This is a genomic window from Enterobacter sp. BWH52 (assembly GCF_001037565.1).
Lineage (GTDB): Bacteria > Pseudomonadota > Gammaproteobacteria > Enterobacterales > Enterobacteriaceae > Enterobacter > Enterobacter hormaechei_C.
On the sequence record NZ_KQ089854.1, the window covers coordinates 3,450,315 to 3,477,042 of the forward strand.

The following is a 26,728-nucleotide window of genomic DNA, read 5'->3' on the forward strand; positions in this document are numbered from 1 at the left end:
TAACAGCTTGACTTATTCACTTCATCGGTTATCTGTAGTAATAAACATGCAATAAAAGGATAACTATGAGCAGTGACATGAGTAATGATGATGATATAACCAGAGTATCAAAACGCGGTAAATTCCATACGGACAAACTTCCTGAGAATGAAATACGACATCACTGCGTCAGTGTCAGATTAAATGAAGAAGAGTTAATTATTCTCGACAGTAAAAGAGGTCAGTATAAAAAAGGAGAATGGCTCAGGATGGCTTCCCTGAATAAACTCCCGCCGGTTCTGCCAGAAATCAATCGTGAAGCATGGATTAAACTTGGCAGCCTTTCACAGGATTTAAACCACCTGCTGAGTCATCTCGACAGCAAAAGCTCTGACAGCGAACTGACCCGAACAGAACTCTTCGCCCTGCGCAGACAAATCAAAACGCTTCGCGATCACCTTATTCCTTCAGCCTTTCTGGATCCAAATCAATGAAAGGCATGCAGAAAATAAAGCGGGGTAAACAATTTACAGGTGTAGTTCTCTATAGCCTGAAGTCAGGCTCTCACCACAAAATCACGCCTTATGTCATCGGTGGTAATATGACCGGAAGTACTGCTGCTGAGCTTATCAGTGAATTTGAAGGTACCCGACTGCTGCGCCCCGACGTCGCTAAACCTGTCTGGCATAATTCGCTTCGACTGCCCAAAGGAGAAACACTGTCAGTCAGACAATGGGCGGCATTTGCTGACGATTACATGACACGGATGGGGTTCACTGACACGCACCTTCGCTGTTATATCGTGCACGACGATACAGACGGGCAGCATATTCATATTCTTGCCAGCAGGATTGATATAGCCGATGGAAAGTTGTACCTGGGAAAAAATGAAAATCTCATCAGTACCCGGATTATCAGCGAACTGGAGAAAGTCCACAAACTCACTCAAACCACACCTGCCACCGGTAGTCAGCGTCAGGAGAAAAGAAAGCCTTCCCGCAATGAGCTGATGATGGCTGAACGAACGACAACTCCCTGCCCTAAGTCCACTCTACAGAGCCTGATTGATAATGCGTTAACCGGCCGTCCCGATTTACTGACTTTTATCGATATGCTGGAACGGAAAGGTGTGACCTGTAAACCCAATATCGCGTCGACAGGAAAAATGAACGGCTTTTCATTTCAGTACCAGGGCATTGCCTTTAAAGCTTCTCAGTTTGGGAAAAAATATGGCTGGTCTTCCCTGCAAACACTGATTGATTTTACACCGGAGCATCTGACTTTACTGAAACAAGAGCAAAACCCAACAGAGCCTGCTTCTGTGCCAGTGCCATCATGCAGACCTGAAAAACAGACTGTAAACCGGGAAACAATCCTCGAGAAAATCCATCAGCTTGAAGAAAAAATTTGTCGGGAAAGGCAGCAGGAAACCGTGGGTATCATTCAACTCAGGAGCAAACTGCACAATACAGCTCGTCAGATACCCCCCCAGCGTCGTCTTCAGTTGTGGCTTTTATTACTCAGTCATATTGTTGTACTTCTCAAATGTAGGGGGCTGTCTCTGCTGAATGCCACCAGACATCCTTTCCGCCAGATCCTGCACCTGGAGTTGTTGACCCCTGTTCATTTCAGAGCAGGTCATTCTCTTAAGGAACAAACAGTTAGCAATCACACTCATCGCATACCATAATCCAATTAGTACATAAATCAAGGATAGTCAATAAAATATTGATCGTTTATATAGATCGATAATATATTTATGATAGTTATAACCTATCATAGGAGATCCATCGATCGGTACAAGCAATTTTACTAAAGAGGATCATTCAACGAAAATGCTCAAAAAGACATCATCTTAAATCAGGCCCCGGAGTCGCAATGAGTAACCAGACCGTTCAGTGCCCCTTCTGCTTTACACAAAGTCCCCACGGCGTGCGGATTTGCAAAGGCTGCCATGCAAAAGTGGCCTATGGTGAAAGCCCGCTCAGTGTGGCATTCCTGTTTCAATTCGTGGCATTAGCTCTCGCTTGGTTAGTATTTTCATTGACCGGCAGCACTCCTACCTCAGTCATTACTTTTTTTGCCAGCGTCATTATTCTTCTCTGCATTATAAAAAAGAAATATGCAGACAGAGTCGTTTTTATACGGTGATATTAATTTCGCACCACCGCAAACATAAAAATTAAATTGAGAGAACTTATGAACAGACTCATTGCTTCTGTATTTTTTATTTTTACTTTCCTTATCGCTGGATGTTCAACATCAGGCAATCAGCATCTTAAAAATGAAACATCACAAAGTCTGCAGTCAAAAATTATCAAAAATAAAACAACCAAATCAGAAATAACGGCCAGTCTGGGTGAACCAGATACCCGGACCACGCTGGATGATGGCAATGAAGAATGGATGTACACGATGGATAACAATCAATTCGATGCCACCACATTTATTCCCGTGATTGGGCTATTGACGGGGGGTTCACAGACGCAGGCCAGAACGCTGGAAATCGAATTTAAAGGCGAAACAGTCAGCAAGTGGTCGTTCTCTGAAAATAACAGCAGAATGAACACGGGTCTTATTCAGTAATTCATCCTACAGCCAGGAATCAATTTATGAAAACCTCTGCCGTTATCACACTCGTTACCGCTGTCTTTTTGCTGAGCGGCTGTAACAGTGAGCCCTCTGAACAGGATCTTTATAATGCCATGAATAAGGTCGTAGAGCAGACGAATGCCATCGTTAAATCCATAGCAGGTAAAGATGTCCCGAAAGACGCACTGCGGGAATTAAAATCTGTCAAAAAGCATGACTGCGTAGAAGTATCGGATAAAAGCTATAAATGTAGTGTGACGGTTGTTGTTGATAACGAAAAGCGTACTGCTGCTGTAATCCTTGTCAAAACGGATGATGGCTGGCAGGTCGTTGATAAGTAAACCTACCGTAAAACCATCACGACAGGCGGGACACCGAATGGGTGGCCCTGCCTTTTTTATTGCATCTGGTGTCCTGCCGGATACGCCAGCCCCATTTATCTCCAGTATCCCATGCCCTATCCACGCCGCTGTCGCTGTCACAGTCTTTTTCTGATCACTGAGCCAGGAGGAGTATAAGCCAGAGAGCCTGTAATGCGTTTCTTTTCATACTGTGCCAGCAAATCAGCATAAATATGCTCTGCTTCATCCAGATTGCCTGAAATATAATTCACGAGTGAATTCAGGCAATGCAGCAACGTGTCGCTATTTGCAAGCTTCCTGAGCAGCGTTGTGTTCAGGGTCGAAACGACTCCTGTAAACATCTGCATAATATTATCAACGTGATAACAAGAGTTGCGGTACTGCGCCCGTGAATAAAAATACTTTAGATGATACCCAGCGAAGAGAACATAAAGTTTTTTATAAAAGGTATTGTTATTAACGCTGTTGTGATGATGGGTTATAAATTTATCAACAACATGTATAAATTTTTCTTCCTGAGATAATACACTAATAGCACTCATGATTTCCTCCATTTTTTGTTTTTATAATTAAGTACTATCATCTTAAAAATTAAAATCAATAGTAAAATGGAATATTTTATTATTTATATATGTTTTTCTTCTTCCATAAATAAAAAACAGCTTTTACTGTGGAAATGTTTTGTCTTACCGATTGCATTACTGTTTCATATTTCAATTATCTGAGTTATTTCCCTATTGCAGATAAGAAACCACAGGAATATTTTTGAGAGCGTGCTACGCACTGGCTTACGCCCTTACTACCGATAAATGTTAATTATTTTTACCGAACAATTGAAAAACCGTAATTTTGTTTCCCTGGCAGCGCCGCTGAGTGCCCGCAGCACTCACTCGCTGAAGCAGAAAGGATTTTTCCGAAGGGTCCCGGCGTGAGCCGTAGTCAGAAAACGGGTAAATCATGTATCTGTGTTCGCTTTCCCGATCAACTCAGCCTCCTGATTTTTTTTGCGCGAAGCGTATTTGTGCTGACAGCTAAACCCATTTGTATGAACTTCTGCGCGAAGCGTATTTGTAATGACAGTTAACCTCAGGTCTATGAACTCGTACGCGAAGCGTATTTATACTAATAGAAAACACTGTAGTAATGTTCTGAAGCCCAAGGGCGCAACACACAGTTGCGCAGGCTTCATTTAATAAAATGATATTATGTAAGAAAAACAATAATAAAAGTGTTTTCATCAGGTACACCAAGGCCTTGAGTATCGATCTAATGCAAAACTGTGGTTTCTTATTTCTTTATCACTCTTTTATCTTGCAGATAAAAATCGAAAATTACATAATAAAATCATATATTTACACAAGATCTGCCGTTATTGATTTCAGCACCAAAAATTATCAATCACATAACAGGTGATGGTTAAATTTAGCACCCCTTGTTTTAAATTCTACAACCTGTTACCACCACAAAATAACGGATAAAAAATTCAAGTAAAATATAATTAAAATAATATCACCAAAGCCGTTGACAAATAAATTAAATATGCCATATCTGTAATGATAACAATAAAAAAGGAGCCATTATGTCAATCACAAGTGTTGTATTAACTAAAGAACAAAAATCCATTATTGCAGAAGCATTAGAGGTTATGCCCGAAGATCTGGAAGAAATAAAAATAAAAGCAAACAGCTATAAAAAAACGTCATTCAGAGACGATTTTTCAATGATCTTCAAAGGTAATATGGCTACACTCGCCAGAATGGATTTGACGCCCACAGCATTTAGAATTGTGCTTTATCTCTTCTCAGCCATTGATTATGGAAATATTATTCCTGATTTTTCACAGTCACGTACTGCCAAAGAGCTTGGGCTGAATAAATCAAATGTTTCACGTGCATTCAAAGAGTTATTTGGGAGGAAAATACTTATTCGTGACACCATAGATAATCAAGTATACCTGAATTCAAATTTGTGTGTTAAAGGAATTCCTCGTCGTTTCAATGAGGATCTGATGGATAAATTCAGAAAGTCCAGACTGGAGACAGAAGACTTTGCCAATTCGTTTAATTTTTATCGTGCAGGGAACAAAACCAAGCCAGTTAAAAACTCCAGAAGACGATATCCTGCAGACGGCATTCCATTTTAAAAAACATTACAGCGTGGTAATTTTCTACACGCGAGTGAAAACTTTAACAAAACAAAGGATATCTATATGCAACAAAGACTCTCCACTTATCTTCAAAAGAATAAATCATCAGCTGAAAGTCATAATCTGTATAATACTATTCACTATGTATTCTGGTTGCTTACATTAATCGCGTCGTATACACCAGATAAGAGCATAGTTTACCTGAGTTTTCATCGCGCTACATCCATTGCACAGCAAGAAGGGTTACTAAACACACCTGCCCATTTTATAAAACCATCGATAAATTGATTGATGTTAAGGTTATTATGCCTACTGAATTAAAATATCAGTATCGTTTAAACCCTGTATTTTTCAGTTTTCTAAAAAAACAAACAGCAGGAAATAAAAGCCCAGGATATTATTACCCCTATAATATTTACTATAGCAAAACCAGATGACCACGATTAAAAGAACATAATTTTCATATATTATAACCAGTTGAATTCAAATGATAGGGTACAGACTTGTGCTGTCTGTACCCATGATAATTTACTACAGACCTTACATCTTTTTATCCACATTATTATTTATGGCACTATTTTTTTCATTGACAATTTGCTCAATACACATTCGTAACTCATCATTAATGGTAATATCTGTACCACCCTCGACGAGTATAGAACACAACACATAAAGAAGCACGTGCTCAAACGCTATCTCTTCGACTGGATCTACATAATCACAATAGGCCTCAATAGCTTCATACAAGCTATTCGGTGAAGCTACAAATGCACATACAAAATCTTTATCTTCCGGCACTCTGATAGAATCATTCATTTTAAATCCCCTATTCTTATTAATATATAGTGTCACGGCGAACTATCATAATAATATTCCCCCATAACTATTTTTATTACTTCCTAATACTAAAGCCTGACCTAATACTACTTATGACATATCAGGTGGCCCTCTGCTCACTGCTGAATATCGCCATTTGTTTTTACATACTAAATTTAATATATTCATCGTTAACCCCGTAATCAGGCTGCATTATTACGTGAACGTTCAATTGCAGATGCGATCCATTCATCAATTTCACTTTCAACAAATGCAATTGCACGCGAACCAATTTTTATTGGTTGTGGAAATAAACCTTCGTTGATTAGACGATAAATCCAGGCTTTACCATAGCCGGTTTTATTCATAACTTCAGGAAGTCGGAGCAGGCGTATATTTTTATTGTTCATTTTGTTTTCCCTTTGTCGTTGTAATGGGGTCACTATACGAACAGTTGGGAAAAGAAAGGAGCGAGCTTCCTAACTGCAGGGTCATGGTCTGCCCTGCAGTAGTAGACTTCGGGAATTTGGGATCAGTTAGAATCAGAGAGTTTCATCACATCTGAAACTCTCATGTTTTTCAGGTGGGGATTTCGGTTCATGAAAAAATTGAACTGCCTAATGAAGTCTATCGTTGCAGCTTTCATCGCAAGTGGACGATCTGAGTCTTTAATGTGATACCCTAAACGGATAGTTGTTTCTTCATCTTCATCAGTATAAAGAAGCCGGGAGAGGCGATCATCTGAGATTCTTAGTTCTTTCCTTTTTGCCCAAAGTAAGATGTCCAGCATCGCAATCAACCTATAATTTATGATTTTTTTAATGGTTCCATAGCCGAAACGAACGATACCGGTTTCATTAACTTCCACTCCTTTGACCGATCTCCATTGTGGCAGGGCCGCTTTTATCGATTCGGCTATTTCATCGTCAGTACCACTACCAAGATCGATTTCAAGCAACACCGTTTTCTCGCATAAGGGGGACAAGAGTTGTGACACATAAGCTTCGTGATGAGGCGCATTAACACAATATTCATCGTTTCCTTCCTCCCAGGTGAAAAGATTGACACTAAGGGCCATCACACTAAGTTCAGCAAGCCTGGTGATATCGGTGATAAAAATGTGTGGAGGACTGTAGAGGGTATAGTTAACGGTTGGATAATCGAGTTGCTTCCCTTTGAATAGATGGGGGTTCCCACTGAAAATTTCAGTCATGTACACCCAAAGCCCTTTCTTTTCTTCTTCAGTAGGCCATGGCTTGTACAGAAGTGCTCTTGCCCAAAGTTCGTGATACAAGGCATTTAAACTGATGTCTTCGAGCTTGCGATAGTTATCTATGTCAAGCCAAGCTTTGATTTCTTTAGTATGCTCTGGTGACCAGTTTTTCAAAATTCAAATCTCCTGCCTTCTTAAAGATTTAAGTCATACGAATACATTTCATTTAGTTTGAAAAAACTACCGTATTCACTAATCGATGAAAAGCAGTTCCTGCTTGCAAGTTAACCTAGACAGAAGGAAGTTGGACTGAGAAATTTGTTAACTTTTGATGCATCTTGCCAAGGTCTACGTCCTGGCAGGGAAATGGCCCGACTACACCCTGCCTCTTACTTTACTCTGGGCGTATCTTGTCGTTGTTCTCGACCTGTTCGCCAGAAAACCCAGAGGGGTGGGCAATGAAATTCAATTCTCACCTGAGAGCAAACTTGCCATCAGAGCACTGGAAATGGCGTGGGAGCGCCATGGGTCAACAACGGGTAAAAAGTGATCCACATACCGCACCACCTACGGTCTAGTGTTGATCCACCTTGTTTACTCAGTATTAGCTTCAGCGATAACCCCGGCTTTCTGTTTTTGCTTCAGTCGATAGCCTTCTCCTTTTATTTGCACGACGTGTGTGATGTAAAATCCAGTTCAACATTGCCGATGTAATGGTAGCATCTCCCGCGAATGTTTGGTCCTATAGTCCGAACGGCAGGTTACAGACGTAAATTTACAGCAGGGGTTTCTGATGTTTCCATGGGTGGTTTGTTAAAATTATACTTCCTTACATCAGAAACGCCTGTCCCCTCTGTTGCATTTCTCAGAATTTCTGATATCTAATGAATTTAAACATTTTTTCATGGGGGTGTTTATGGACTTAGTTACGTCATTATTACAAAGGGGATTATTAGAAAGGGCATTAGACCTTGCCATTTCTGAATCATTCTTCAATTCAAGATCACCTGATGATATAAAGCATGCTTTAAAAGCTGGGTATGATATTAATGCTGTTAACAGTAACGGCAACAATGCCATTTTTGGCTGTAGAACCCTTGAAGCACTGGATTTTCTGCTCAGCCATGAAATTAATGCAAACCATATTAACGAGCAGGGACAAAATGCTCTCTTCCATCAAAAAAATCCCGAAATACTAAAGAAGCTGATTGAACTAGGTTTAGACACCTCGCATACAGATGCTAAAGGCTATACCTGTATTTTTGAACATTATAGGGATGCTGAAGGACTACAAGTATTACTTAATGCAGGTTGTGACATAAATCATGTCGATAACAGAGGAAGAAATATTCTCTTCCTTCCCCTCTCCCCTGATGTTTTATCCATAGCAATAGATGCCGGATGCAATGTCAACCATATTAATCATGCAGAAAAAGGGTTCATCGAAGAAGAATATGATGATGAACAACACAAGATCATTCTCCGCCATATTGATAAATTCGAAAGAAGAACGTTGCATGTCGATTTTTGCAATACCAACTCAGTATTATTTTTATATAAGCTCTCTGAATATGGATTCAAAATAGAGCTCAATAAAGACCGTTTCGTAATTAACAGTAACATTAGAGATTACAAAGATATTTTAAGCACTCTTGATTGTATTAGTGACATTCAAGATGTTAATTTCTATAATTATGGCGGTAATCCTCTTTACAAAGATATCGATGAGCGAATTGTAAAGTGGATGATAAGAAATAATTTTCTCATTGATCTTACAAAAATTTCTGATGATAAAAATCATGATCATATATTAAAATATAAAATCAGTTACGAACAAAAAGAGTTATCCAGAAATTTAAAACATGCTAAAAATATAATTGCAAAAGTCAAAAACGGTGGAAGGCTGTGATATTTATTTGCAGAGTGTTGTCTGAGCCACCGAATTGAAGGCGTTGAGGGTATCCAGATCCGTAGTTAAGTCTTTATACATGTGGTCATACCTTTACCATTGATGGTGAAATATACAATTACCCTCCGAACATAAAGGGATGGGCATCATAACAAAACCCGGTGAAACAGATGATGATCTACTCACTCCAGACGAGGTATGCGGGCTCCTACGGATAACCCAAAAGACAATTTGTGAACGGAGCAATATGCACCGGTAACGCCAATTGCTGGCACCGTTCCGGTTTTCTGCGAAGGGGATGCGCTATGAACGGCACAATCTGAAAGCGTGTAACGATAAATACCGCCATAAGTATTAAGTTTATTCTGGGGATGGGATTTTCCATCCCATAACTTCGAGTTCTCTACAAATGAATTGGTATGCAGGTAGTACCTCTTCCAGATTCGCATGTTTTTGTACGAAGATTGAAAAAGCCAGAACCGCACTCATTTTTTCTTTATAGAAAAAGTATTTTCTTAGTGGATGTTTATCTTCGCCATATACTGGAAATTCGATCCCAGTATACTTATCCCCAATATTTTTATAGAATTGGTCCAAGGTAAGATCATAGATCTTTGAATCAACCTCTACCCAAAAATGATGATATAGCCTATTACGAGTAGAACCATGTACTACTTTTATGATATCGCGGGTAAAAAAGTGGCTAAGAAGCATCCCCAGAAATACAGATGCACCTTGGCAACAATTCTCAGGAAACATACCGAAGAATGGCACACCCGACTCATCAAAATAATCGAAATTTTCTTCAAAGACATTCCGCAGGTCTTTGGCAAGCTTTGTAACTAATCCGTCCATGATTGTTTCTACTATAAAGAAGCCATGCATTTAACATGCATGGCTACGTGAACCTTAAGAATTAGAGCGCTTAGGTGGTCTCGTAAATTGTACCAAAGCTCCTTTATGCTCGTTAGCCTGCTCTTCACGCCGCTCGGCCAGCATAGATTTTAATTTTGCCAGATGCACAACAGCAGCTTTCTTGCCGGTCAGATAGCCCTCTGGTAAACCAACCATCATTTCGACATCGATAGCAGACAATCCCGCAAAGGCAGCAAGCCGTTCAACTGAAATAATTCCAGAAGACGCCAACAATTCAATAGTACGTTTCAACAAACGTGGTTTTTCAGGCTCACGATAATCATCTCCCGGCTCTGATTTCACTCCCCAACGTGCTGAACGGCGTTTATAAAGATTTTGTTTCTCTTCTTCAGTAATAATATTCAGCACATGCAAACGCATGATGCTTGCCGCGACAGAAATACCGTAGCGTTGTTTAATTAAAAGCAAGCTATCTAATGTGACCGGGGTTCTAATTTCTTCGGCAAACGTCTCGGCAGGAAGCAGCAGCGCCCCCGCAAATTTATGAGCCTGGCTTTCCTTCAGCTTATAACGTTCAGCTTCGAGCTCGTTGCCAACGTAGCGGTGAAGGATTAGATGTCCAATTTCGTGAGCAAGGTCAAATCTGCTGCGAAAAGCATTACCTTTATCCGAAGAGAGGAGAACAAAAGGAACACTTAGAGTCTCACTCCAAGCGGAAAGCCCTTCAATCTGCGCGACACCTGTTTCCTCTCTGACAACGATAATACCGTTACTCTCTGCGGCTAAAGTAAGGTCCGGTATTTCCTTTGTACCAAGATTCCAAAGGGCACGGCACTCACTAGCGGCATCTTCGATATCTGCATCACTAATCTGATCGATGTTTGTAAAACTACGGTGCGGTAATTTTAGCTCCGGCAGATCTACAAACTCAGTCAGCTTAGTAACCAACTCATTAGCCCAATGGATTCGAGTTTCTAACATTGCTCGTGCTGCTACATGAGCTGATGCATTACTTCTGAACAGGGGCTTTGACATACCCGGCAACAGAGGGCGCGTAAACCATTCAGGAGTAACATTTACGACTGTAGCCAAGCGTTCTAAGGCCTCGGATTCTGGAGCTTGCTGGCCAGAACGCCATTTACTGATGGTAGCTGGCGATACGCCAACCATCGTAGCTAATTGAGTTTGGGATAGCCGCCGGGCGGCTAGTACTTGCACTAACCTATCCGGTTGAAATTCAGCGATGCCTCGGCTCATACATCATCTTCCTCGGTTCCATCTTTTTTGATAATGCCCTTTTTGAGTGCAGAGAATGCATTATCTTCTTGGAATGGAACTATATCATATCGGGTTAAAAAAAGTTCAAGTGGCTCATGGAAAACCCAGCTCTTCCCGTCAGAACTTGGAACGACAAGCTCTATAGACATCGGGGCTTCGGGTTGATTCTGCAATGAACCGGAAAAACGGCATACTACGAACAGTGTAGCTTTCGGTACATCAGAACCATCGGAGAATAAATCCGGTTGAACCACTTTTTCCACAAAAACGTTTTCGGCAATGAGCTCTTGCTTACGTTTGCTGCGAAATAGTCTCTTCCACTGGTTATCATTGTAGCTTTCACGAACAATCGTGAAAATACCGCTATGGCCTTCTACAATACGGTTACCACGCAGCTTGCCGGGGTTACAACCGTTGGCCTCAAACACCTCATAAATAGTTTCATTCAGGTTTAAATGACGATCATAACCAAGCGCGGTCGCTCTGTGGTCTAGCTTCTTCTTTTGCGCATAATCGTAAGAACGCTTTGATGCCGCGTAAATCGCGTCAGAAAGGGCCATGAAGAGTTGTTTTTGTACATGCTGAACAATGAGATCTGCCACTTTTGATTTTTTCACGACCATTTCCTATCACTGTCACTGATAGGTGTGATTTTACACCCATATTTTTTTCGTGTGTCCACAAAAAAACATCAAAAAATTTCCTTTACGCGGAAAATAACATTGATGATGGTATTTATTTTATCGACCCGATAGTACCGAAGTTGTACTTTTGCTCTGAAATAAAGCGGTATAATAAGAGAATTGAGTCTATCCCGATGGGGAGAAAAATGATCACGCCTTGCAGCTTGCCTCACCTATTTTCTCAAGGCGGTGACGTGTAAGGCGAACATACATGAGTGCTCTAGAAAACCTGTTGTAATACTATCCTCTGTCTCTTGCGGCTCAACTGCAATGAGTTTGCTTTTCTTCCTCAGTTTGTCGATCCCGCGGCGGATCCTGTCTGGCTGCAATTTCTTGTCTTGGGCAGTATCCAGAAGCTGGCTGGAATTGTTTCCCTGAGGTCAGTCGTGAAGGCATCAGGAACATTTGAGAACTGGCTAGGTAAACACCCAGGCGTTGTCATGATAAGCCTCGGTATCCGCATGTTGTTTAGCGGGTCTGGTGTCGTATCGATATCTGCCAGTTAAGTTTTGCCGAAACGGTAAACCCAGTGTCCGCACCTCGCTCTAAGCGGGCATAGCGACGCTTAAGAAGGTCCGCTGCGTGCCAGAAGCGGACACTGTTCACAATATCGAGTTAATCATTGGATATGTTGCTCGCTCCCATTGAAAAATTTCACATTATCCAATATATCAATGTTGAGGCTTCCCTCTTACACCTCTAAAGGATAACTATCATGGGTCTTAAACCTGGTCCAAAACCAATTGCTAAATCGACAGGAAAACCGGATCAACGTCGACGTGATAATAAAGATACTCCTGGTAATACCCCGGGACTAAAGCCTAGTAAATCTACAGGGAAATAAAAAATTCAGGGTATATATGTCTTATTTATACCCTGATTACATATCCAGATTACTAAAAATGTTTCTGCAACCAGATGCGCGTACCTTCTGTTTCATACGCCTTTGTACCATACCCTTTCGCAAGAAGGGACTCTGGTAAATACTCGTCATATTTATCTAAGTACTTTTCTGGAACATCTGTGGCAAGATCAAATGCAGATGGCAAGCCTGACAACAGCATTTCTTTGAGCGCGTGCTGAACGGAAGCTACACTGGAGTTATCGATTTCTATAACGCCAGCAAATGAATTTGCTTTAAAACCACAACGTATGAGCAAGGCTGTAATCGTATTGACAACTTTATCCCCCATCCAGGGTATTACGTAACAGTGTTGTCCACTCGCAATAAAACACTCATTTTGAAGTTTAAAACGCTGAAAGTTACTACAGCCTTCCGCAAATAGGTTTCTGGCGGCAGTATCGGCATAATCTACTTTCTTGCTACCTATTGCTATGCGGTAATCACCTTCCCTATAGATAGCGAGCATTTCCTGACGAACGGCATCATGAACAGACATACCTCCCCCACTAAATTGTGGTGGCTGACCGCCTTTGGTTGCCTCTACATAGATAACTTTTTTCTCTGTCTCGATCTCTGTCACTTTCCAGCGCCGCCCACCGAAGATGATGTGTTGGTCTGGTAGCAGTGGGGAGTCCACAGGCACTGTTCCAAGGGTTCTGTTTCCGGTGACAATGCGGAACTCTTCTGGTGTATTGAACACGGCATAAAAAGTGTAATGGTTAGTCAGTTTCTCCCCCTCTACCCCAACAACTATTTCACCGCTAGCAAGTTGAGTGAGCAGGCCACATGCTCCCATATGTTTAAGCAGGCTTTTGAAATCGTTTAAATCTACATTTCTGAACGGCCCTGTCTGGCATAGTTGTGACCAGAGCTGGTCGGCACGAACTCCACCCCATTGTGCGGTAATTGCAAGTATTTGGTGTAGCAGCGTGGAGTAATGCATCTGCCGGGAATCGGCAGGCTCAAACCATTGTTTAGAGATCATCAACCTGATCATTGCCATCGACTGCACCAACTGGAGTCGTAGGTGATCAACGATACTGCTACTCACAGTAAGCTCATTTTCTGTAATTAGCATTCTGAGTACTGACGGGGAATCGCGTCGCCCAGAACGCCCCATACGCTGGCGCAAACTGGAAACAGAATGCGGAGGCGTAACTTGGATAACCGACTTAACCTTACCGATATCTATTCCCAACTCAAGCGTCATTGTACAAACAGCTGTTGTGGGCAAATTTCCTTTCTGAAGACGAGATTCAAGCGCCTCACGTAATTCCTTGGCAAGGGAACCATGGTGGGGGAAAAATTCATTCGGAACAATTTGTTCCTCACACATGTCGCTCAGCGTTGCCGCAATGCTTTCAGTGCGTTTTCGGCTGTTTGCAAAGACCAAATGAGAATCGCCACGGCAAAGTCTAAAAATGTCAGCGCAAACGTCATGTTCAGCTGAACTCTGAAGTTCTTCCTCTTTTTGGATCACTCGCTCCAGGTACCCTTTGACCTGTACCTGAAGAGTGGCCGTGCTATTACTATCTGTAACAGTTACGCAGGGGAGTCGTTTGTCCGGGCGCAACATTTCGGGCACTTTCTCCAGTTCCCCCAGCGTGGCACTCAACGCAACGCGGGGAATTGGATTTACCTGGCATCCTAGCACATGGTCAATTCTATTGAGCAGAGAAAGCAGCTGTACACCACGCTCTGAGCCAATAAAAGCATGAAACTCATCAATAACGATGTATGCGACTGAAGAAAATGCCTGTTTGAGCCAGCCCATTGAATTTATGAGCAAAGACTCAAGTGACTCAGGTGTAATCAGTAAAATGCCAGCAGGGTTCGTCCGAGCCTTCTTCTTTTTGCTTTGTGGTACATCCCCGTGCCAGGGAGTCACTGGCATTTCCAATGCATCTCCAAGGCTCCCAAGACGACGGTACTGATCGTTAATCAATGCCTTCAACGGACTGATATAGACGATGCCAAATCCATTCGTGAGATCTGCAACTGCCGAACAGGCAGGAAGAAAGAAAGCCTCTGTTTTACCCGCTGCTGTACCTGCACTGATTAGCACGTCTCGATCACGGGCTAAAATTGCCGGGATAGAACTCTCCTGCAAGGGCCTTAATGTCGACCACCCCTGCTTGTAAACCCACTTACGGACGCGGGGATCGAGGCTATCGTAGGCACTGCTCATAGTTTGAAGTTCGCCAGTCCGTCGTCGTCATCGCTTTCCTCCGTAGTGGTGTCATCCATATCGCTGGGCCGGTCCTCTTCAATCGCCACACCCTCGATTAGTGTTTGCCAGTTCATCGTTCTGTTTTGTTCCAGCACGGCCAGCATGTCCAGGAAACCTTTTATGGTATTACGGGGGGTACGGAAGTAAGCGTCTCCAATGGTTTTACTACAGTGATGCAGGAATCCAGTCAGTGCCTCATCTGGTACCAGATAATTCTCTGGATCTCCACCTGCATAAACATGACGAAGATTTCTCAGCAAAATATACAGTTCCTCAGGGGTGAGGCTGGCAAGATGCAAAGTGGGGGATGAGTAGTCAATCACTCCTGCTTTTTGCGCGAACCGGTTTTCCGCCAGACGCGACTGGAGCGCCTCATAGCTGTAAAGACCTTTACGCGGATCGAAAAGAAACTCTGGCGTACCCCCGAGGATAAAACCAATGTTCTCGGCTGAGCCTTGCAGGCAGTCATTCAGGATCCGCAAAATCTGTTCGTAGTTCGCTGTTCTTGCTTGCGTATTATTCAGCTTAAAGAGGTTCACCATTTCGTCGAGGCTGACCAAAAGACCGGCATAGCCTGCCTGGCGGACAAAAAGGCTCATCAGCTTCAAAGAATCATAGAATGATGCGTCTGAGATAATAGTCCGAACGTCGAGATCGTTACGGGCATCAGTTTTGGTGGTGTACTCTCCCCGCAACCAGCGAATAGCATTGGATTTTAGCGTTTCGTTATCCTGCTCATGCCCGCGCCAGAATGCATCAATGACCTTCGCAAAGTCATATCCACCCACCATATCTGACAGAGCTGCCAGGCGTTTATGAATAACTGATGAAACCTCGGAGCCGTCCGTGTCCGCTTCCTTTCTTGCCTCCGTAACGAATCTTTCAACAACGCTAAGTAACGCATTACCATCTGGCTTGTTTCTGGTGGACATGTTTTTCATAAGCTCAGAATAGAGATTACGAGCCTGACCTCCCGATGAGTGAATGCGTCTGTCAGGAGAAAGGTCTGCACTGACTGACACCAGCTTCTTCTCTAGCGCAATAGAGCGCACAACACTCAGAAAGAACGTTTTACCAGAACCATATTCACCGATGATAAGTCTGAAGCTTGCACCACCGTCAGCAGTCCTCTCGATATCTTGGTGGAGAGCGGTGATCTCATTCACGCGGCCAACCTGGATATGCTGAATGCCTATCCTTGGCGTTACACCTGACTTAAGTGACTGAATAATAGCGTCACGTTCTTTCACTCTTATACGTGTTACAGACATTCACTATCCCTCTAATTCTTTGGCAATTTCCAGGTCAACCCAGATATCATCATCGGCATCGTCCAGTACTGGAGCATCAACCACCGCATAGGACCAGTCATTGATCACCTCAAGCGCACCGCCGAGCATCAAATTCAAATTTCCGCACAATTCTGTCGCCTCTTTTCGGGACCACTGTTCTTTCTCCAGCAAACTGCGATAAAGCTGGCTATGTGCGGAGTCAAGCCCCCCCGCCTCCGTTGATGAGGCTGGAGCGCTTTCTGGCTCTTCCGGTTCTTCTTCGGTGAAAATTGTGTTCAGCAATTTACGAACATCATCCGTGGCAGATTCGTGGCGGGCAAGTACATTAGCATCCAGTGTGAACCCTGCTGCTGGCTGATCAGTTGGTACAGACGAGACGAGATCATGTTCAGTTGCGGAATGCTGATGGATATTGCTCGAGACAGATGAGGGATCCAGCCCCAAACTTGAATAAATCTTCTCAAGCTGTTTGATTTCGGCAGGCGCTATTGTCCCATCCGAACAGGCAACACTAACGATAACCTTACCCACAGCAGCTTTTTCTGCGGCCCCCATCAACTCAATCCTACTTTTCATTCCTGTCATATTAGCTGGGGTATGAAGTTGCCACGTTAAATACGCATGTAGAGAGCGTTTTTCATCATCGGTGAAGCCAGGATTGTTGTTGATGGCATTCTCAAGCACTTTCTGTTCAGCTTGATCAAGAGAATCGTCAATCAAGGCGACCATCGCCCCTAATCTGAGCGTCATTACGGCTGAGATAAATTCAAGAGAAGGTGAGAAGCGTCCACCTTCGGCGGCAGGAAATAGAACAAGTGTCCCATCAACATCCGCCTTCACATGGTGATAATACGGGTCAGGTGCCAGACCGTAACCCATCTTCAGAGCAAAGGCCTGCATCAAATCGGCCTCTTTTTTATTGATCTTATTGGGGCAACTGGCATTCATATGTGCCCAAAAGTCAGCAACTGAGACTAACCCCTCCTTGACGAGGATCGCCTCATCAGCCCAGCGTTTGAATGAGCTTAATATTTTTTCTGCGCTTTCATTAACGATCTCTGAAGGGAGCAGCATAATTGCAGCCGTATCATTGACTGACGTACCTTTCCTACCAAGGTAGCGACTATAAGCATCAAGTTCATCTGTACATATATCGGCAAGAGCCATAATTTTCTGGACAGGGCTCTTCAACGCACTTGGATCAGGCAGGTCGGGAACAGGAAGTCGAACACCTCGCAAACTAGGACTTGCTGGTGTGTAATCTAACCTTAGGCGCGTTTTATTCGCCTTAACGACCATCCCTTCACCATATTTGAGGGTGTAACGCCGTTTGAAAAGCGCAGCAAACTCTTTAGCACAGCGGCGAGCCGGGGTACGCAGCGAATACTCGGTGTGGTTTATTACCCAGTTCAACGCCAGTTCAGCTGATACAGCAACTCCTTCATGTACAGTTTTTGCCAGAGCCAGCTTAAATTGCATGCTGTTGCTGAAACCTGAATTGCTATCGAGCTCAGTGGCTAAGCCCATGTTCGGGCGCAGAATAGACATGGCTTCGAGTAATTGGGTCGAATATCCACGGAAGGAGCGGTTCTCAATGAATACCGATCTTAACCGAGCGACTTCATTGAACAGATTACGGAACTCAGCATCAGGGAATTTTGGATCAGTGGAATCTACGAGCGCTTTTCTTTCCAGGCCGTAGAGGTAGATAAAAACATAGCCGATAGGACACAATGGATCAGACCTATCGCTGGCAAGCCAACTGACATACGCACCGCGGGCTTCTGGGGAAAGAGAGGAAAAACTGGGCCAATATCCTAATGAACTGTCCTCGTAAAGATAAGAAGTAGGTTTTATCTTACATGTGTCATCAATTAATGATGCCTCACTTCCATCGTCATAATAGCCGCCTGATTCCTGACCGGAGGGCTTCATACGTTGCCCCACGTAAATGTGGCCACCGCTAATTGCTACACCAGCTACAGTTATCATCTCACCCGGAAGTACCCATCGAGCTAGTGCACCTGCTGACTTTGAGGTGTTCCGGTAATGATTGGTTGTCACCCGAAGTTCAACAGCCCGGCCACCGCTCAATGTAAAAGTTGCAAGGTTATCGTCTTCACTATCATCGTTTCGCACAACCGCCTCTTTTTTCTTGATGTCAGCGAGCCATTCTTTTGGCGGTGCTTTCACGGGGTCTGAAGCATAAGACTTTGGAGATTTACGTTTTTTCTTTCTAAAAAACAACAAGTAAATGACAAAAATCGCCGCCAAAAACTTCAATAACTCCATGATATATAACCTTAAAATTATTCTTCACGCATATTTACAAGCAGTGATGAAGGCAGGGCAAGTGGTTTAATCTCAAAATAATACTTCTAAATTGCGAGGGTTAAAAGCAAATCACAATTAAAATTAACCCAATGATTTAAATGATAAAAATCATTTAATAATGTGTTTAACCAGCAGTGAAATTTTAAGGTGTTAAAACCTGTTAGGCTATTCGTCTCTAAATGATGTTGTACTACTGCTACGTTAACATGCGAGCAAATGTACTGCGGATGCACACCTGACCACTGTATGATGATACTTACCTATTCGCTGAGAATGTCGGCAACTTTATGGCAGGGAAGCTTTTAGAGACTATACCGTCTCGAATTTCCGTTTATCGCTCTAAGCGGACCTTGACTACGGCCCTCCACTTTGTGCCAGAAACGGACGTTCTTGCAGATATTGCCGCTGTAAAAGCAACTAAATTTGCAAAGCAGGATTTGCTTAAAGCAACATAGCCACCAGTACCATGCACAACAGCATCACGTAGATTCGCGCATGCCAGACATCAGGGACGGCGGGGATCGCCCGGCGGCTAAATACTATACCCACCCAGCCAGCCACCAGGAGCAGGCCCAGAATCTTCAGGCTGATAAAACCTACAAAACCGCCTGCCGAAATTTTGTGCCAACCGCTTATCGCATAGGTCACCGCACCGCACAACGCCACCGGCAGGGAAAGCGGGTTGGCCGCGCTAATACACTCTCGCATCGTATGACCGTGTCGCCGCAACAACGGCACCGTCATTACGCTGCCACCCACGCCCAGCAATGCGGCAATCGTGCCGATTAGCATACCGCCACCGGTGACCGTCAAAAGCGACAAACGACGCGGCGCATTGCCGCTTAAGAAACCTTTGCGCAACAGACAGTCCCCAATCGTCATCAGCATATAAAAAATAAACAGCTCGCGAATCACCACCTCGCTTAATATTCCCGCCAACCACGAACCGGCCACTGCGCCCACGGCGATAAACCACAACAGCGGGAATAAGATGGGCAAAGAAAGCCTGCCCGCACGCCAGTTTTGAAAGCTGACCCAGCCCGCGTTAAAAATCATCACCGCCGTTGAAGTGGCCACGGCGATATGCATCGCATCACCTGCCAGCGGTGGCTGCCGCACCAGCAGCTGGTAAACAAAGGGCACCACTACAAAGCCGCCGCCAAAGCCAAAAAGCACTGTTGTCATGCCGGTAGTAAAACCGGCCAGTGCGATAATAATCAGATCGTTCAAAGAAGTATCCCGTTGTGAAAATGAGCCAGCAGCTTATCGCGCCAGCGCCCCGCTTCCCATTTGCATAGCGCTCAATTATCCTTTCAAACCGGTCAGAAGGAGGCGGATGTGCGAAACGGAAAAATTGACGATTTCGATCGGCTGAATCGGGAGGTAGTAGCGCTAGGAAATGACTATGCGGAGGGCTTTTTCCTGCCGCCACACCAGCACCGCCGCGCGCAGCTTCTGTATGGCGCAACAGGACTGATGCACGTTTCAACCTGTGACGGAGAATGGGTGGTACCGCCCCAGCATGCGGTATGGATCCCTGCCAAAACACTGCATGCCGTAAAGTTTGTGGGCGTCACGACGCGCAGCCTGTATATCGAACCCGCCTGCGCGGACAAATTACGTAACAGCAGCCGGTGCGAAGTGATCAGCGTATCGCCGCTGTTGCGGCAGCTACTGCTGGAGGCGGTGGATCTGCCGCCATGCTATGACAGCGTACGCGATCGGGCGCTGACGGATTTGATGCTGCTGGAACTGACGGCGATGCCGGTGCGCGAGTTCGATATTCCTTTGCCGCAGCAGCCAGGGTTGTTGGCGCTGTGTCAGGCTTTTTTACTCGCCCCAGCCATCCACGATCCGGTCGAGCGCTGGGCCAGCGCGCTGTTTATGAGCGCCAGCACCTTTCGTCGCCATTTTCGACAGCAAACTGGCATGTCGTTTTCCGCCTGGCGCCAGCAAGCCTGTGTGGTTAGTGCGCTGGCATTGCTGATAACAGGCAAACCCGTGAATGAAGTGGCTTTGTCTCTTGGATATGAGAGTGCCTCCTCTTTCGCAACGATGTTCCGCCGCGTTACAGGGCAGCCACCGTCATATTACCATCCTGCTTGATTTCAAAAGTCACACAGGGTAACGGTCATCACGGCAGCTTTGTATCAGAAGCAAACATAGCCAGTAAACTGGCACTATAACAACTGCAGTTCACGGTTAAACCAGTAAAACACCGGACACGCAGCCGTTATTCCATCGTCCGCGCTACAGCTTTAGCACGGATTACGCTGGGGAAAAGCAGTTCGGGTTCGGGGCCGTAATCGATTTACAATTGAGTATGGCGTGCAGTGTCCTCGCCGAGTATCAGGGCGACTGTCTTGAAAAGCATATCGAGGCCAGAAATTACGCCGTCTGAAGTCAAAACATTGCCGTCCACACATATACAGAACTCGTCGGGATGGCGTCAAATGCACTCAAGAACTCCCGCGCCTGTCTGTGGCTGGCCACGCGCTTTCCACACAACAGTCCGGCCGCACCAGGCAAAATGAAACAGGTACAAATACCCGGGATGAATAGGGTCTGCTTAGCCTGGCGAGTGGTAATTCCACCCAGGCATAATCCGTTCCTGGTCCGCCAGCCACAACCGGTTGGTCGCAAGGTCGAGCGTGACGGAGAAAACATGGTTAACACCCTATCGGAACATAGCGGCTCCATTGATATCGAAACGAAATCAATTTCACAGGACCGGCCAGCTTGAACTGTGTGAATGCTGCGAAAACAGGAAATTGACTTGCATTAAAGCATCCTCATTAATCCGGCTTCCCTGTCGCGGAATGTAAATAACAGCCATATCCGGTCGCTATGTCCGTGCATCAACATTCGCCAATCAGATTGGCTATTTCGCCATCAAGACGATCTTCTGTCACGACCCGAACCGGATAACCGAACACCCTGCACAACGGAACTAACAGAGGAGCCAAACCAGTCGCAACCATTTTGTTGGGGACGATCACAATACTGCCCGCGCAAACTTCGGCAAGCCGTTTCCGATTGCGTTTAAACCACAGAGCGAACACTTTTTTCTCTGTGCTACTGGAGTGCTCTTTATCAGGCAGGTTGCGGGTCAATAAGACAAAACGTTCGCCCCGGCTTAGCAAAGCATCCAGCTCGGCCTCCCAGGTGGATGAAGGCGCAGCGGATACCCATACTTGCGGGAATTGATCGAGCAAAATGTGCATGAGAAAAATCCTTGTCACGTCAGCCAGGCGGACAGGTGCCTGCATGAATACGCAGTTGTATCCCGTCGATTAACAGATCCAGACCGACCGAGAACCTCCCCTCGAACTCTTCCGAAAATATCGCTTCACGCGCACGCCAGTTGTGGGGGTATTTCTTTTGAGCCAGCTCGATGAATGCCTGCTTTCTCGAAGGAAGATCAAGCGAACTGCCTGGTCCCAGGGCCTGTTCTTCCATCACGAAACCCAGCACGTAATAGGTCACGCTGAAACTGCACGTCGCTGCAAGTTGAACGTCTGCGCCTGCCTGAACAATAGCGGAAATCAACGCTTCGCTGGTTCTCAGCACATTGTCTGTGACGACGTATGTGCCAGCGAATACACGCGCGCCGTCACGATGTTGCAGTAGCGCCTGACGCAGTTCTCCGGCGACTTGTCGGATGCGGTCTGCCCATGTTTGCGCGTCGGCAAAGTGAAGGGCGACGTCCTGCACCAATGCATCGGCCATGCCGTCGATCAGCGCCTGCTTACTTCCAAAATGCCAGTACAGAGAGGGCGCCTGGATGCGCAATGCCTGTGCGAGCTTGCGCAGGGTCAACCCTTCGAGGCCATTCTCATTCAGCAGTGCAAGAGCGGTTTGGATAATCTGCTCTCGTTGTATTCGTGGGGCTTTCATTCTCTCATCCCTTATGGGGTTGCAACCTAACAATGTTAGTGTATCATCCAACCCAAAGACTAACAACGTTAGGTTTGAAATGAAACACCATCTTTTGATCGGTTTACTGACGGCAAGCCTGACAGGGTGTGCCGGTATGGGGGTGCTGGATCGCAATACACCCAGCGCAAAGATGCTCACAACGACGGCAGTAGGCACCGTCAGCGATGCGCCCTGGCGATGGCCATCCCCTCACTGGTGGGAGCGTTATCGTGACCCGGAACTGAACAGCCTCATGGATCGCGCCCTGTCGTTGAGTCCGGATGTGCGTTTGGCCCGGGCCCGTCTGGTACAGGCCGCCGCCATCGCTGAACAGGCCGGTGCGCAGCGATGGCCGACGATTAGCGCAGATGCTGATGCGGTACGCAAGCGCTACGCGCAGGCGTATGACGCGGCCCCGCCACTCGCAGGAAATTTCGGCACGACGTTTACGCTGAGCGCGGACGTGCAATACACCTTTGACTTCTGGGGGGGGCAGCGTGCTGCGCTGCGGGCAGCACTGGGAGAGACGGCGGCGCGAGATGCCGAGGTCGAGGCCGCCCGGCTGATGTTGACCAGCCGTATCGCCAGCGCCTGGTTTGAATTGTCCCATTTGTTTGCCATGCGGGATTTGGCACAGCAATCACTGGAATTGCGGCGTCAGACCTTTCAGTTAGTCGAACGAAGAGTTCACGCTGGCCTGGATACCGAAGTGGAGCGTCAGCAGGCACAGGGTGACCTCCCGGTGACCGAGCGCGACATCCTGCAACTGAATGAGCAGATCGCCTTGCAACGGCATGCCTTATCCACTCTGGCAGGGCTACCGCTGGATGCGCTGGAGAATGCGCGACCGGATTTGATGACGGCGGCGGTGGACGGCGAGCTTCCTGACTCGATACCCGCAGAGTTGCTTGGGCATCGTCCAGATGTTGTTGCTGCCCGTTGGCGAGTGGAAGCTGCCACACAACATGTCGAAGTCGCCAGGGCGGATTTCTACCCCAATATCAGCTTGCGTGCGTTCGCGGGATTGGCACGCACAGGGTTGACTGTCGGTTTGTCTGACTGGCTGACCGCAGGCAGTCGCACCTATGGTGTGGCTCCTGCCATCAGCTTGCCCATTTTCGATGCCGGCCGATTGCGGGCGCAATACAAAAGCCGGGCAGCAGAGTTGGATGCCGCCATTGAGACTTACAATTCAGCATTGTTGAACGCCATGCGCGATGTGGCGGATCGGCTGGTGTCTTTGGATGCTCTGCTACCGCAACTCAACACGGAAAAACAGGCACTGGCGGCCAGACAAGTTGCTTTCAACCTGGCACGAAGGCAATACGAATCTGGACTGACCGACTACCTGACAGTTCTGAACGCCCAAAACGCGCTGCTGTATGAGCGTCGTGAGCAGTTAACCCTAAAAAAACGTGCGCTTGTTCTGGACGCGGAGCTCAATCGCGCTTTGGGCGGTGGCTTTAGTGCAACCGATGCAACAAGCAATATCCTGTGGAAATAATCATGAGCACTCCTGAAAAAGCAACTGAACGACGTCCTTTTGCGCTACGTATTGTGCCCTGGCTGGGGTGCGTTGCCGTCATCACCTTCGTATTCCTGGCAACGACGCAATGGTCTGAATGGACGAGCAGACACAGAATCCAGACGACCCAGAATGCGTATGTGAAATCGGATTACGCTGTATTAAGTGCCAAAATATCTGGTTATATCAAAAGCCTGCCAGTGGGTGACTATGAAAAAGTACACGCAGGTGACCTGATCGCGCAAATAGATGACAGCGAATATGGATTTGCGGTAGCGGCGGCACAGGCTGCCCTGGCTAAGGCACAGGCGAACCTGGATAACCTGGACGGTGAAATTGCCCAGCAACATGCGCGTATCAAAGCGTCGCAAGCCAACGTCAAAACGGCAGAGGTAAGGATTATCCAGTACAAGAATAATCCGGCACGACAGGCGGAACTCGTCAGGCAAGGCGCGTTGTCACGTCAGCGTTTCGAAACGGCTCAGGCAGACTTCGATCAAGCCGTCAGCCAGCGTGACGCGACTGCTGCAGAGCTGGAACTGGCAAACCGTTCTATGAAAGTCCTGAAGGGTCAGCGTGCCGTGCGACAGGCTGATATCGATGCCGCCAGCGCTCAGCTGGAAACCGCACTCAGAAATCTGACCTATACGCGTATTGTCGCGCCCTTTGACGGCATGTTGAATAAACGCCATGTGCAAGTGGGCAACCTGATCGGCAATGGAGCGCAGATTGTGTCGATCGTGCCGGACTCTCAGTCCTACGTGGTTGCCAACTATAAGGAAACCCAGCTTGCCCATGTTAAAGCGGGACAATCTGTGACACTGACTGTGGATGGCTTGCCAGGCAAAGCGTTCCGGGGCCGCGTTTCTGAAATAGCGCCCATGAGCGGTGCAGAGTCCGCTCTGCTGCCCGCGGATAACGCATCGGGCAATTTCACCAAGGTGGTACAGCGGATCCCCGTGCGTATCGAGCTGGAGCCGGGCCAGAATGATCTGAGCCGCTTGCGGGCCGGCATGTCGGTAGAAACACGCATCGACACCAGAGGGGAGATTGTTGCGCCCTATGCGGCGGGCATGCAGAAAACAGTGCAACTTGCCACCGGCCCTGGCCGTGCAGGAGACTAACTATGGCGCTGATCAACTTTTTTGCTAACACGACGCGTCCGCGCCCCATATTGACGGTCGCGACAATTTTTCTTGGCGCGGTGCTCACCACATTGCAGGGGCGCTTATTCTCGGCGGCCCTGCCTGACCTGCGCGGACAGTTCGGCCTAGACTTGTTGGAAGCCGCCTGGCTGGGTACGGCATTGAATGGCGCGCAACTTGTCACAATGCCGATCGTTCCCTGGCTTGCCACGGTAATTGGTCCAACCCGTGTACTGATCGCGCCCAGCCTCCTGCTGGGGCTCGTCACCTTTCTGATCCCCGCATTTTCCCACCACTATCCGGTGCTGGTCACGCTGCACGCCATTGCCGGGTTGTGCCTGGGAATTTATCTGCCGTTAACCATTTCGCTGGCGCTGCGAAGCTTACACCCCCGTTTCTGGTTATTGATCATGGGGGCATACAGCCTGCGCGTGTCCACGGGTATGGACGCGGGCTATGGCACCTCCGCTTTTCTGATCGAGGATATTGGCTGGCATTGGGTATACTGGATAACTGCCTTTGTCGGCCCGATCATCGCTTTTCTGGCATGGAAGGCGATGCCGTTGTCACCGCTCGACCAATCCCAATTGCGGCAGGGCGACTGGGCGGGGATGGCCATGTTCTGCCTGGGACTGGTACTGGCCTTCATTGGCATTGACTCGGCTGAGCGGCTGGGCTGGAGCGATTCTGGACTCGCCATGTCCACGCTGGCCGGTGGATCCGTTTTGTTCTGCACATCCGTCTTGCGCGCCCTGAGCAAGAAAAACAGCTTTTCAAGTCTCATTGCCTTCGGCAACCGCAATATTTGCATCTGTCTGGTGATCGCCTGCCTGTTCGGCGTGCTGATGACCCCCACGTCTCTACTGATCCCGACATTTCTGACGCAAATGGAGAACCTGAAGCCAATGCAGACCGGCACATCGACGTGGATTGCTTTCGGTGCCTACCTTGCTGCGACACCATTGGCCATTTACCTGGCAAGACGAATGGAACCCCGGCTCCTTATCATCTGCGGCCTTATCGTTATTGCCTTGACCGCCTGGCAAGGCTCTCACATCAGCCATGACTGGAGGGTGGATCAATTCGTCACGATCCTTGTCATGCAGTCGTTAGGCGAAAGCATCATGCTTACCGGCCTTATTGCCGCTTTCGTCACCAATCTCAATCCACTGCACGGTGTGGCACTGGGGGCATACGTATCCATCGCCCGCGTGCTGATGCCGGTTGCGGCCGGTACAGTCATGTCAACGTGGCTGCGAATATCCGGTGACACCAGTCGCGCAAGCCTGAGCAATTATTTTTCGGCTGGCGATCCCTGGGTAGTGGAACGTGCTGAAACAGGGGTGGCGGGAATCGCTCAATTACTGGCGCGAGAAGCGCACGTTGCCGCACATATCAGCGGTTATCACCTTGTTTTCTGGTGCAGTTTGCTGGCACTTAGCCTGGCCGTCTTCATACGTCCATCCCCGCCTAATCAGATTGCACCTCCGCTGTTGAAAGTAACCAGTGGTACGTAACCGGCAGTC

24 protein-coding genes and 3 pseudogenes are annotated in these 26,728 nt (G+C 46.6%); 13 read left to right on the forward strand and 14 right to left on the reverse strand.

The window, feature by feature from the left end; translation table 11 throughout:
* Positions 1-65: 65 nt before the first annotated feature.
* The 5 genes from SK47_RS16270 (at position 66) to SK47_RS16290 (ending at position 2,912) form a co-directional block, all read left to right on the forward strand.
* Complete coding sequence (locus tag SK47_RS16270) at positions 66-473, forward strand: hypothetical protein (RefSeq protein ID WP_048244715.1); 408 nt, start codon at positions 66-68, stop codon at positions 471-473.
* Positions 470-1,669 carry a relaxase/mobilization nuclease domain-containing protein gene (locus SK47_RS16275; protein WP_048244717.1) on the forward strand — a complete coding sequence of 400 codons (1,200 nt, stop codon included), beginning with the start codon at positions 470-472 and terminating at the stop codon, positions 1,667-1,669. Before SK47_RS16270 ends, SK47_RS16275 begins: the two co-directional genes overlap by 4 nt.
* Before the next feature lie 188 nt (positions 1,670-1,857).
* On the forward strand, positions 1,858-2,130 hold the full coding sequence (locus tag SK47_RS16280) for a hypothetical protein (RefSeq protein ID WP_032625830.1): 273 nt from the start codon (positions 1,858-1,860) through the stop codon (positions 2,128-2,130).
* 48 nt (positions 2,131-2,178) lie between these two features.
* The gene (locus SK47_RS16285; protein WP_032625831.1) at positions 2,179-2,565 is read left to right on the forward strand and encodes a hypothetical protein; all 387 of its coding nucleotides are present in this window, start codon (positions 2,179-2,181) and stop codon (positions 2,563-2,565) included.
* A gap of 26 nt (positions 2,566-2,591) precedes the next feature.
* Entirely contained in the window at positions 2,592-2,912 is a 321-nt protein-coding gene (locus SK47_RS16290) for a hypothetical protein (protein WP_048244719.1), read from the forward strand.
* Between the two features lie 137 nt (positions 2,913-3,049).
* On the opposite strand, the gene SK47_RS16295 is transcribed toward SK47_RS16290, so the two are convergent.
* Positions 3,050-3,475, reverse strand: coding sequence for a hypothetical protein (locus tag SK47_RS16295; protein WP_053071088.1), 426 nt, complete (start codon positions 3,473-3,475; stop codon positions 3,050-3,052).
* A gap of 1,037 nt (positions 3,476-4,512) precedes the next feature.
* Here SK47_RS16295 and SK47_RS16300 point away from each other — a divergent pair.
* The gene (locus SK47_RS16300) at positions 4,513-5,076 is read left to right on the forward strand and encodes a helix-turn-helix domain-containing protein (protein ID WP_032625838.1); all 564 of its coding nucleotides are present in this window, start codon (positions 4,513-4,515) and stop codon (positions 5,074-5,076) included.
* A gap of 543 nt (positions 5,077-5,619) precedes the next feature.
* On the opposite strand, the gene SK47_RS16305 is transcribed toward SK47_RS16300, so the two are convergent.
* The 3 genes from SK47_RS16305 to SK47_RS16315 all read right to left on the reverse strand — a co-directional run bounded on the left by SK47_RS16305 (position 5,620) and on the right by SK47_RS16315 (position 7,282).
* Complete coding sequence (locus tag SK47_RS16305) at positions 5,620-5,895, reverse strand: hypothetical protein (protein WP_032625841.1); 276 nt, start codon at positions 5,893-5,895, stop codon at positions 5,620-5,622.
* 203 nt (positions 5,896-6,098) lie between these two features.
* Entirely contained in the window at positions 6,099-6,305 is a 207-nt protein-coding gene (locus SK47_RS16310; RefSeq protein WP_032625843.1) for a helix-turn-helix transcriptional regulator, read from the reverse strand.
* Positions 6,306-6,427: 122 nt separating this feature from the next.
* Positions 6,428-7,282, reverse strand: a complete 855-nt coding sequence (locus SK47_RS16315; protein WP_048244725.1) for a DUF6387 family protein — start codon at positions 7,280-7,282, stop codon at positions 6,428-6,430.
* Positions 7,283-7,508: 226 nt separating this feature from the next.
* On the opposite strand from SK47_RS16315, the pseudogene SK47_RS24495 reads away from it, so the two are divergent.
* A pseudogene (locus tag SK47_RS24495) lies at positions 7,509-7,637 on the forward strand (IS3 family transposase); the annotation flags it as partial.
* A 65-nt stretch (positions 7,638-7,702) separates the two neighbouring features.
* On the opposite strand, the pseudogene SK47_RS24230 reads toward SK47_RS24495, so the two are convergent.
* Positions 7,703-7,883, reverse strand: a pseudogene (locus SK47_RS24230) (ATP-binding protein); the annotation flags it as partial.
* Positions 7,884-8,024: 141 nt separating this feature from the next.
* Here SK47_RS24230 and SK47_RS16325 point away from each other — a divergent pair.
* The gene (locus SK47_RS16325) at positions 8,025-9,017 is read left to right on the forward strand and encodes an ankyrin repeat domain-containing protein (protein ID WP_048244729.1); all 993 of its coding nucleotides are present in this window, start codon (positions 8,025-8,027) and stop codon (positions 9,015-9,017) included.
* Positions 9,018-9,377: 360 nt separating this feature from the next.
* On the opposite strand, the gene SK47_RS16330 is transcribed toward SK47_RS16325, so the two are convergent.
* The 3 genes from SK47_RS16330 to SK47_RS16340 are packed head-to-tail and all read right to left on the reverse strand — an operon-like array spanning position 9,378 to position 11,794.
* Positions 9,378-9,872 carry a hypothetical protein gene (locus SK47_RS16330; protein WP_156172563.1) on the reverse strand — a complete coding sequence of 165 codons (495 nt, stop codon included), beginning with the start codon at positions 9,870-9,872 and terminating at the stop codon, positions 9,378-9,380.
* A gap of 54 nt (positions 9,873-9,926) precedes the next feature.
* Positions 9,927-11,150, reverse strand: coding sequence for a helix-turn-helix domain-containing protein (locus tag SK47_RS16335; protein WP_048244731.1), 1,224 nt, complete (start codon positions 11,148-11,150; stop codon positions 9,927-9,929).
* Positions 11,147-11,794, reverse strand: a complete 648-nt coding sequence (locus SK47_RS16340) for a hypothetical protein (protein WP_048244733.1) — start codon at positions 11,792-11,794, stop codon at positions 11,147-11,149. The genes SK47_RS16335 and SK47_RS16340 overlap by 4 nt, the downstream gene beginning before the upstream one ends.
* 335 nt (positions 11,795-12,129) lie before the next feature.
* On the opposite strand from SK47_RS16340, the pseudogene SK47_RS24365 reads away from it, so the two are divergent.
* Positions 12,130-12,360 (forward strand): annotated as a pseudogene (locus SK47_RS24365) (LysE family translocator); the annotation flags it as partial.
* Positions 12,361-12,750: 390 nt separating this feature from the next.
* Here the strand turns inward: SK47_RS24365 and SK47_RS16350 are convergent.
* The 4 genes from SK47_RS16350 to SK47_RS16365 all read right to left on the reverse strand — a co-directional run bounded on the left by SK47_RS16350 (position 12,751) and on the right by SK47_RS16365 (position 19,844).
* Positions 12,751-14,946 (reverse strand): DEAD/DEAH box helicase, encoded by a 2,196-nt coding sequence (locus SK47_RS16350; protein ID WP_048244736.1) that lies wholly within the window; start codon positions 14,944-14,946, stop codon positions 12,751-12,753.
* Positions 14,943-16,259: an ATP-binding protein gene (locus SK47_RS16355; protein ID WP_015063045.1), complete on the reverse strand. Its 1,317-nt coding sequence runs from the start codon at positions 16,257-16,259 to the stop codon at positions 14,943-14,945. The genes SK47_RS16350 and SK47_RS16355 overlap by 4 nt, the downstream gene beginning before the upstream one ends.
* A gap of 3 nt (positions 16,260-16,262) precedes the next feature.
* On the reverse strand, positions 16,263-18,572 hold the full coding sequence (locus tag SK47_RS16360; protein ID WP_048244738.1) for a tellurite resistance TerB family protein: 2,310 nt from the start codon (positions 18,570-18,572) through the stop codon (positions 16,263-16,265).
* A gap of 483 nt (positions 18,573-19,055) precedes the next feature.
* The gene (locus SK47_RS16365) at positions 19,056-19,844 is read right to left on the reverse strand and encodes a sulfite exporter TauE/SafE family protein (protein ID WP_048244739.1); all 789 of its coding nucleotides are present in this window, start codon (positions 19,842-19,844) and stop codon (positions 19,056-19,058) included.
* Between the two features lie 108 nt (positions 19,845-19,952).
* Here SK47_RS16365 and SK47_RS16370 point away from each other — a divergent pair, with 108 nt between their 5' ends.
* On the forward strand, positions 19,953-20,720 hold the full coding sequence (locus SK47_RS16370; protein ID WP_048244741.1) for an AraC family transcriptional regulator: 768 nt from the start codon (positions 19,953-19,955) through the stop codon (positions 20,718-20,720).
* 752 nt (positions 20,721-21,472) lie between these two features.
* Here SK47_RS16370 and SK47_RS16375 read toward each other — a convergent pair.
* Together SK47_RS16375 and SK47_RS16380 are read right to left on the reverse strand one after the other, a co-directional pair.
* The gene (locus SK47_RS16375; protein WP_048244743.1) at positions 21,473-21,838 is read right to left on the reverse strand and encodes a hypothetical protein; all 366 of its coding nucleotides are present in this window, start codon (positions 21,836-21,838) and stop codon (positions 21,473-21,475) included.
* Between the two features lie 19 nt (positions 21,839-21,857).
* Positions 21,858-22,511, reverse strand: a complete 654-nt coding sequence (locus tag SK47_RS16380) for a TetR/AcrR family transcriptional regulator C-terminal domain-containing protein (protein WP_048244746.1) — start codon at positions 22,509-22,511, stop codon at positions 21,858-21,860.
* A 79-nt stretch (positions 22,512-22,590) separates the two neighbouring features.
* Between SK47_RS16380 and SK47_RS16385 the strand changes: the two genes are divergently transcribed.
* Genes SK47_RS16385 through SK47_RS16395 form a run of 3 tightly spaced genes read left to right on the forward strand, consistent with a single transcriptional unit; the run spans position 22,591 to position 26,719 of the window.
* Positions 22,591-24,036, forward strand: a complete 1,446-nt coding sequence (locus SK47_RS16385) for an efflux transporter outer membrane subunit (RefSeq protein WP_048245090.1) — start codon at positions 22,591-22,593, stop codon at positions 24,034-24,036.
* Positions 24,037-24,038: 2 nt separating this feature from the next.
* Positions 24,039-25,181: an HlyD family secretion protein gene (locus SK47_RS16390; protein WP_053071091.1), complete on the forward strand. Its 1,143-nt coding sequence runs from the start codon at positions 24,039-24,041 to the stop codon at positions 25,179-25,181.
* Between the two features lie 2 nt (positions 25,182-25,183).
* Positions 25,184-26,719 carry an MFS transporter gene (locus SK47_RS16395; protein WP_048244748.1) on the forward strand — a complete coding sequence of 512 codons (1,536 nt, stop codon included), beginning with the start codon at positions 25,184-25,186 and terminating at the stop codon, positions 26,717-26,719.
* Positions 26,720-26,728: the final 9 nt, after the last annotated feature.